The 6,945-nt window shown below is 60.3% G+C and carries 4 protein-coding genes and 3 pseudogenes; 4 read left to right on the top strand and 3 right to left on the bottom strand.

The features are described from left to right. A pseudogene (locus ACFQEU_RS09540) lies at window positions 1-295 on the top strand (hypothetical protein); the annotation flags it as partial. After that, entirely contained in the window at window positions 292-576 is a 285-nt protein-coding gene (locus tag ACFQEU_RS09535; protein ID WP_379781544.1) for an ATP-binding protein, read from the top strand. The pseudogene ACFQEU_RS09540 and the gene ACFQEU_RS09535, both read left to right, overlap by 4 nt. Before the next feature lie 396 nt (window positions 577-972). Here the strand turns inward: ACFQEU_RS09535 and ACFQEU_RS09530 are convergent, their stop codons facing one another. After that, window positions 973-2,871 carry a methyl-accepting chemotaxis protein gene (locus ACFQEU_RS09530; RefSeq protein ID WP_209487146.1) on the bottom strand — a complete coding sequence of 633 codons (1,899 nt, stop codon included), beginning with the start codon at window positions 2,869-2,871 and terminating at the stop codon, window positions 973-975. A 374-nt stretch (window positions 2,872-3,245) separates the two neighbouring features. Between ACFQEU_RS09530 and ACFQEU_RS09525 the strand changes: the two are divergent. Beyond that, window positions 3,246-3,725 (top strand): annotated as a pseudogene (locus tag ACFQEU_RS09525) (transposase); the annotation flags it as partial. A 162-nt stretch (window positions 3,726-3,887) separates the two neighbouring features. Further along, window positions 3,888-4,058, top strand: coding sequence for a hypothetical protein (locus ACFQEU_RS09520; RefSeq protein WP_209487144.1), 171 nt, complete (start codon window positions 3,888-3,890; stop codon window positions 4,056-4,058). Between the two features lie 64 nt (window positions 4,059-4,122). Here the strand turns inward: ACFQEU_RS09520 and ACFQEU_RS09515 are convergent, their stop codons facing one another. Both ACFQEU_RS09515 and ACFQEU_RS09510 read right to left on the bottom strand, forming a co-directional pair. After that, window positions 4,123-5,871: a globin-coupled sensor protein gene (locus ACFQEU_RS09515; protein ID WP_379781541.1), complete on the bottom strand. Its 1,749-nt coding sequence runs from the start codon at window positions 5,869-5,871 to the stop codon at window positions 4,123-4,125. A gap of 131 nt (window positions 5,872-6,002) precedes the next feature. Further along, window positions 6,003-6,945: pseudogene (locus tag ACFQEU_RS09510) on the bottom strand (molybdopterin oxidoreductase family protein); the annotation flags it as partial.

Here is a 6,945-nt window from a genome sequence, read left to right as displayed (position 1 = left end):
CGTGACTGATCTCGAAGAACGGACCCGACAGCTCCACGTACTTGATAACATCCTGCGGCACAATATCCGCAACGAGCTGAACGTGATCCATGGTCGGGGCGAGCAACTTCAAAAGAATCTTGAGGGCGAACCCAAAGCCGCTGCCGGCACCATCGTTGACCGGGCCGAAACCCTGTTGACGACGAGTGAGAAGTCGCGGGAGATTACGACTGTTCTTAGTGACTCACACGGGCCAACCTCTGTAGATATCGGGCAGGTGGTTCGGGTTCTTGCCAAAGAGACGGCAACGCTGTGATCCACAACGACAGCGAAAACCCCCATGTGCGTGTCAACCTCGCTGTCGAGGGATCATGGGGCACTCTTAGCGTGCGGGACAACGGTCCGGGTATCCCAGAATTTGACAGAGATGTCCTCGAATCGGGAGGGGCTATCGAGACACTCTCACACGGTAGTGGACTGGGATTGTGGCTGGTCTACTGGACAGTAAACCATTCTGGAGGGAAGATCCACGTCGATGAGCGTGAGCCACGCGGCACCGAAATTACAATCTGGTTTCCGCTGGAAACTGGTGGGTAGCAGGTTTGTAGATTAATTATTTCGGCTCATCGTAGACTACAGCGATCTGGAGAGCCTGTCGAATATGGAAGTTTTTCTTTTCGAGACTATCGGCTTCTAGCGCTTTCTCAAGATGGAATCGATACCCTTCAGATCGCTCTGACATATGCTCATCTAGTACAGTATATTGAATAATCCTCGCTTGTAATTATCAATGCAGATAACAACATATATACTCGAAACGCAGCTCTCATCAACCGGCTGTTTCAGGTGAGAATACGTCTACAGAATTGAATTTCAACAGAACGTGCTCGATGGCACAAAATCCAAATCGGTCTCTTGCGCCCCATATCTTGTTTCACGCTCTCCTAGGGTAGCAGCGTTTCCGTCAAGCCTTTAGAGCCAGTGAGGAGGATCTCACTCTGTATTGCCGCCGTCACCCACTACCCTGACCGAGCTACTAGCTTGAGGGCCGGCATTATCACCCTTTACACCTCCGAGCCGGTCAGGCTCTGCATCAATGGTGAACCCGCTGAGGCGGTCTTGAAGCTTCCCTGCTCGCTCTTTGAGGTTGTCTGCGTTCTGAGAGACTTCCGCAAGTGATGAGGTTTGTTCTTCGGCTGCTGCTGAGACATTATCGGACTCGCTGTTCACTTCATTTGCCGCGTTGGCGACCTCCTCGACGATGCTTACGACTTCCTCTGTGGAGGCGGCTTGACTGTCTGTTGCGTCGCTGATCTCTTGGATACCATCATTCACTCCTTCGACGGTGGTCGTGATCTCATCGAGAGCAGCGAGGGCCGACTCAACCGTGTCAGCGCCCGAACGAACCCGGTCCTGCATAGACTCCATATCGTCAACGGTCTCATCGGAGTTGGACTGAACACGCTCTATCCGCTCGGTAACATCATCAGCAGCCTCCGCAGTCTCCTCTGCAAGCCCCTTCACTTCGTCCGCCACCACGGCGAACCCGGATCCCGCCTCACCAGCGCGAGCCGCTTCTATCGAGGCATTCAGCGCAAGTAAATTCGTCTGCTCAGCAATATCCTCGATTAACTCCACAACTTCTCCGATTTCATCAAGCTCACCTGCGAGCGTGTTGACCTGATCGACTGTCTGTTCAGACTGGGACTCGATCTCTTCCATCTCATCAATTGCCTCTGACGCGGCTTCTTGCCCGTTATTACTGAGTTTAACCGCATTCTGAGAGGCTGTAGCAACTTCGTCTGCTGAGGACGCAACTTCTTCGACTGTCCCAGAGAGATTCTGCATCTCGTTCGATGCCTCTCGGCTCTGTCCGTGCTGTGTATCCGCGTCTGCCGCAATAGCTTGGATAGAGTCCGCAACTTGCTCGCTCGCACGCTGCGTCTCTGCCGTCGATGCACTCACATCTTCACTCGCAGAAGCGACCTCATCAGCGAAGGCTTGGATCTGCGCGAACGTCAGCTCAAGATCCTCCACCATTTCGTTGAACGTGGTGGCTATTTCGGCCATCGCCTCGTTGCTTACATCGGTATCAAGTCGGCGGGTGAAGTCACCGGCCGCACACTTAACCATGACCGATTGGTAGTCGGCAGCGGCCTGCTCAAGTTCCGCGTTGAGTTCTTGCATTTCCTCGCGCTGTTCGGCCGCCTCTATCTCCTTCTCTTTGGCACGATCTCTCGCTTCCTCTGCTTCTTCCAGTTTCTCTTGGACCTTCTCGCGAGCCTGTTGTCGCTGAATTGCGAGAGACTGCCAGAGGAACGTGATCGTCCCCGCAAGCATCAGCACCCCAACAGCGTGTATTCCACCCCAGACGACCGGGTTAGCCATCGCAGCCGGATGGTTATAGACTGTGAACCACTCTATGAGCCCGAAGACGCTGTGCTGGAGGGCAACGTAGCCAATCGTGATCGCAAACGGTACCCAATCTTCATACAGTGCAACAACCCCGACTCCAACAAAGTAGATAAAATGTGCCTCGATGAATCCGCCAGTAAAGTACGCTAACACCGACCCCTGTACCATGAACGCGACCGCGCCTGTCGCCGCTCTAATTCGGCGGGGAAGTACCGGAATTGCAGCTATCACTACCAATCCGAACACGATACCGGTGCCAACAACGGAGTGCAGCATTGGGATGACCGGCAATTCCGCACCAGTGATCGACTCTGCTCCCGCCATCCGACTGACTCCAAAAACAAATGGAAGTAAAGCAAGCGTGAAAGCCAACACACCAATATGTCGCCGCCCGAACGTCTCGTCAGGAATCTCTGTACCGTTCGGGGTATTCTCTATGTACCGCTGAAGTGCTGATTCTGCGTCTTCTAATTCCATGCATTAGCTCTGTGTGATCCTGTACTTAGACCCTCTTACCGAGTTCTCGTTTTTGAGAACATTGGCTCTGTTGACTCGATGGAAACGCTGCTACCCTAGGAGAGCGTGAAACAAGATATGGGGCGCAAGAGATCGACCTGGATTTCGTGCCGCAGAGCACGTTCTGCTGACTGGTCCGTGTGCGAAAGAAGCCGAGTCATGGGCGCTACAGCCCGGATGCCGCGCCGCGCGGCATCCGAGAAAGCCCGAATAGGTGAATCTCTGCTTCACGCACTGGCGTCCCGGGTGAACGAACCATGTACCTCGGAATCGACGTCCACAAACGGTACGCACAGGTGGCAGTGATGGATAAGGCTGGGGCGATCGTCGAAGAGGTTCGCGTCGTCGGCGTCCGCGACGAGAACGCCGACGACTACCATCTGTACGTCACAAATCTGCCGAGAGAAGAGTTTCTCCCGGCGGATCTCGCAACGATGTACCGGTGTCGATGGGAGGTAGAAACGCTGTTTTGTGAGCTGAAGACGCAATACGAACTAGATGAGTTTGACACGAGAAACCCTGTTGTCGTGGAGATTTTGCTGTATGCGGCGTCGCTGTCGCTGCTAGTGAGCCGTGAGCTGTTGGATCTGGTCACCGAGCAGGCTGACGACGAGATTGTGTTTCCACCGGAACGCTGGGCGGCGACCTTCCGGTCGCACGTCCAGCTTGTTCTCCACGAACTCGGTGAGTACCTCGGCTACTCACCACCACCGTTGCTGGAGCGGCTCATTGAGGATGCTCAGAAGATCCATCAACAACGACCGATCTTACAAGAGACGCTCGCTACCGCTACACAACCGAGGTGTGAGTCTTAGCTAAAGACGAATGACTGGCGCCCGTACGGACGACTCGATCGATAGTGCGATCGCTCGCGGCTTAGGGGTTGCGCGACCAGCGGTCCTCGCCACCGTTCGGATCGAGATTCACTCGCCATAGTCCGGAGCGGGATTCATGTGCGTCGGCCGCGTGTCACATTCATGATTGACTCGCCGGGACTTGCGCTCCGATACGCCGCCTGCGACGCCTGCGAAACGGTGTTTGCGCTCCCCGACGACCCCGCGGAACCGGACGTCTGCGGACGGTGTGGCGCCCGTCCGCTTCGCGAACTCACCGGGATCCGAGGTCCGGACGCGTATTTCGCGCCCTGACTCTGGACGGCGGGTGACAGACTGCCGGAGATCCGGTCAGAGCGATTCGATCAGGGCGATTCGGTCAGCACAGATCGTCCATCTCCATCTCTCCGTCTGCGATCGCTTGCAGCTCCTCGTCGGAGAGCCGATCGATCACGAACGACGGCATTCCCTCCGGGAGTCCCGCCGGAACCGACCGATCGCCGTCCGTCCCCACCCTTCCGCCGTCGGTCCCGCTCTTGACCGTCCCGCCGTCCGTGCGAGACACGGCGGCCGATCCGGCGTCGTCCCGATCGCTTCCAGCCAGCCGGCGCACGGTCTGCTCCACCGTTTCGACCGCCTCGGACTGGTGCTCGCTTTCGGCCGCCAGCTCCTGCATCTTCTCAGTGATGCGGTTCGACTGATCGACCACCCCGTCGACCGTGGCGGCGATCTCCTCGGCGGCGGCGGCCTGTTCGTCGGTCACGTCCGAGACCTCGCCGATACCGTCCGCCGTCTCCGTCACCGCCTCGGCGATGGCAGTGAGGTTCTCCGTAGCGTCGGCGACGCGCTCGCTCCCCTCGTCGACCCGCTCCGTCGTCTCCGAGAGGCTCTCGACGGTGTCCTCGGTGTCGGTCTGGATCCCGCCCACCATCGACTCGATGTCGCTCGCGTGTTGCTGAGACTCCTCCGCGAGCGATTTGATCTCGTCGGCGACGACGCCGAACCCGGAACCGGCGTCGCCGGCCCGAGCGGCCTCAATCGAGGCGTTCAGCGCGAGCAGGTTGGTCTGGTCGGCGATCCCGTTGATCGCGTCGACGAACCCGTCGATCTCCTCGACGCGGTCTTGGAGCGCCTCGACGTCGTCGGCCACCTCGTCGACGGCGTCACCGATATCGTCCATGGCAACCGCGGCGTCGTCGGCCGCCTCCCGCCCGTCGTCGGCCATCGCTTCCGCCCGGCTGCTCGTGCGCTCCACCTCGTCGGCGGTCGACGCCACCTCCTCGACCGTCGCCGAGAGGTTCGCCACCTCCGAGGAGATCTCGTTGACCCGCTGCGACTGCTCTTCCGACGCGTCACCGACTTCGGCGGCGCTGTCCGCGACGTCCGCCGCCGACTCGCGGAGGTCGCCGATCGGTTCCCGAACTTCGTCTTCCACATCCGCCATCAGCCGCTTGTTCCGCTCGACTTCGTCGGAGAGCTTCTCGCTGTACGAGTGGATGTACGTGTCCGTGACGACCTGCATGTCGAGGTTGATGATCCGGAGGATAGAGAGCAGGTCCTCGATCGCGTCGTCGATCTCTTCTTCGACGGCCGCCTCGACCGCGTCGCCGATTCCCTCACCGGCGCCCTCGTCGGCCAGCCGGTCCGTGAGCGAGTCGGTGAGTCGGTCGCCGATAATCGGGAGGATGAGGTCGTAGTACACGCCGTACTGGCCGAGGTAGTGTTTCATCGGCATCTCCAGGATGTCGTGGATCTTCCCGATCCGCGCACGGTCCTCGAAGTACTCCGATCCGTAGTCACCCTCGGCGAGCGTTACGAGATACGCCGACTGCGTCCGCTTGAGCTGTTCGAGCCCCTTGTCGGAGCGGCTGATCACGTCGACGGTCTGCTGGTGACCTGTGAGGTTGTCGTAGAAGTCGTCGGCGATCTGCTCGGCGTTCTCCGCGAAGGCGTCCTCGTACCGGCTCAACCGACGCTCGTCCTCCTCGTCGAATCCGACGAAATCCTTTCGCCACGCAATCTCGTCGCCGTCGAGTCCGATCTCGTCGACCAGCCCGGAAACGTCGAGTCCGTCATTTAAACCGCCCTGCCCGAAGTCGCCCCGCCCGTACTCTCCAAATGTCGCCATGTGGAGCGATCCGCTTTTCCATGACATAAGAGGTGACACCCGTCTCTCAAGAGTGATAGTGGAGCGTCAGCGGTCATATCGGAGATGAACGCCGATCGGGCGGTGACGACGCCCGTTGGGTCGGCGCCGGCCGCGTCGCCCTCGGCGACCGGCTCGACGGCGACCGCCGAGTGCTTGAATTCGAGAATCCCCGCGTCCGGATCGAGCGCGTCGCCCGTCAATGCGTTCGCAAGCGGCTCCACGTAGTGGAACGTACAGAACGTCACTCCCTCGCGGACCGTGGGGGTGACTTCGGCGGTAACCTCGACGGTCCCGCGCTCGTTCGAGACCGTTACCGGAGCGCCGTCCTCGATCCCGCGGTCGGCCGCGTCGTCAGGGTGGATCTGAAGCGCGTCCTCGCCGCGGATCGCCATCAGCCGGTCCGACCGCCGGCTGAGCGCCCCGCTGTTGAAGTGCTGGAGTACGCGGCCGGTCGTCAGCGTCAGCTCGCCGGCGTTGAGGTCGTCCGCGGGCGGCACCGGATCGATAACGGCGAGGGGCGCGGTGCGCTCGCCGGTCAGGAACTTCTCCGTGTGTAACACGTCCGTCCCGGCGTCGTCCGCGGCCGAGAACGGCCAGCGCTGGTAGCGTCGCCGATCCCCCTGTAGCTCATCCCCTCGTAGATGGGGGCGACGCGCGCGAGCTCGTCGAAGACCGCTTCCGGTCCGTCGTAGTCGAACGTGTCGGGCCGGTCGGTCAGCCGCCGCCCGAGCGCAGACAGGACCTCGAGATCGCGCCGGGCGTCTCCCGGCAGGTCGGCGTTAGGGCGCATCCGCATTACGCGGCGGTCGGTGTTCGTGATGGTGCCGGCCTTCTCTGCCCACGCGCTCCCCGGGAGGACCACGTCGGCGTGGGCCGCAGTCGCCGTCTCGAACAGGTCGATGACAACGCAGAAGTTGAGCGCCTCGAACGCCGACGCGACCGTGCTCGCGTTGGGCTCGGTGACCGCCGGGTTCTCGCCGAAGACGACCGCTGCGCGCACCTCGTCGCCGAACCGGTGCGTCGCCTCGACCTCGGTGAGCCCGGGATCGGCGG

The organism is Halorubrum tibetense (genome assembly GCF_042661865.1).
Taxonomy (GTDB): Archaea; Halobacteriota; Halobacteria; order Halobacteriales; family Haloferacaceae; genus Halorubrum; species Halorubrum tibetense.
The sequence above is the reverse complement of the archived record's forward strand: the minus strand, read 5'-3'. Positions and strand labels throughout refer to the sequence as shown.

Coding starts and splice junctions, on each gene's coding strand:
- ACFQEU_RS09520 (WP_209487144.1), top strand. CDS start 3,888: ATGATTGACTCGCCGGGACTTGCGCTCCGATACGCCGCCTGCGACGCC.
- ACFQEU_RS09515 (WP_379781541.1), bottom strand. CDS start 5,871: ATGGCGACATTTGGAGAGTACGGGCGGGGCGACTTCGGGCAGGGCGGT.
- ACFQEU_RS09530 (WP_209487146.1), bottom strand. CDS start 2,871: ATGGAATTAGAAGACGCAGAATCAGCACTTCAGCGGTACATAGAGAAT.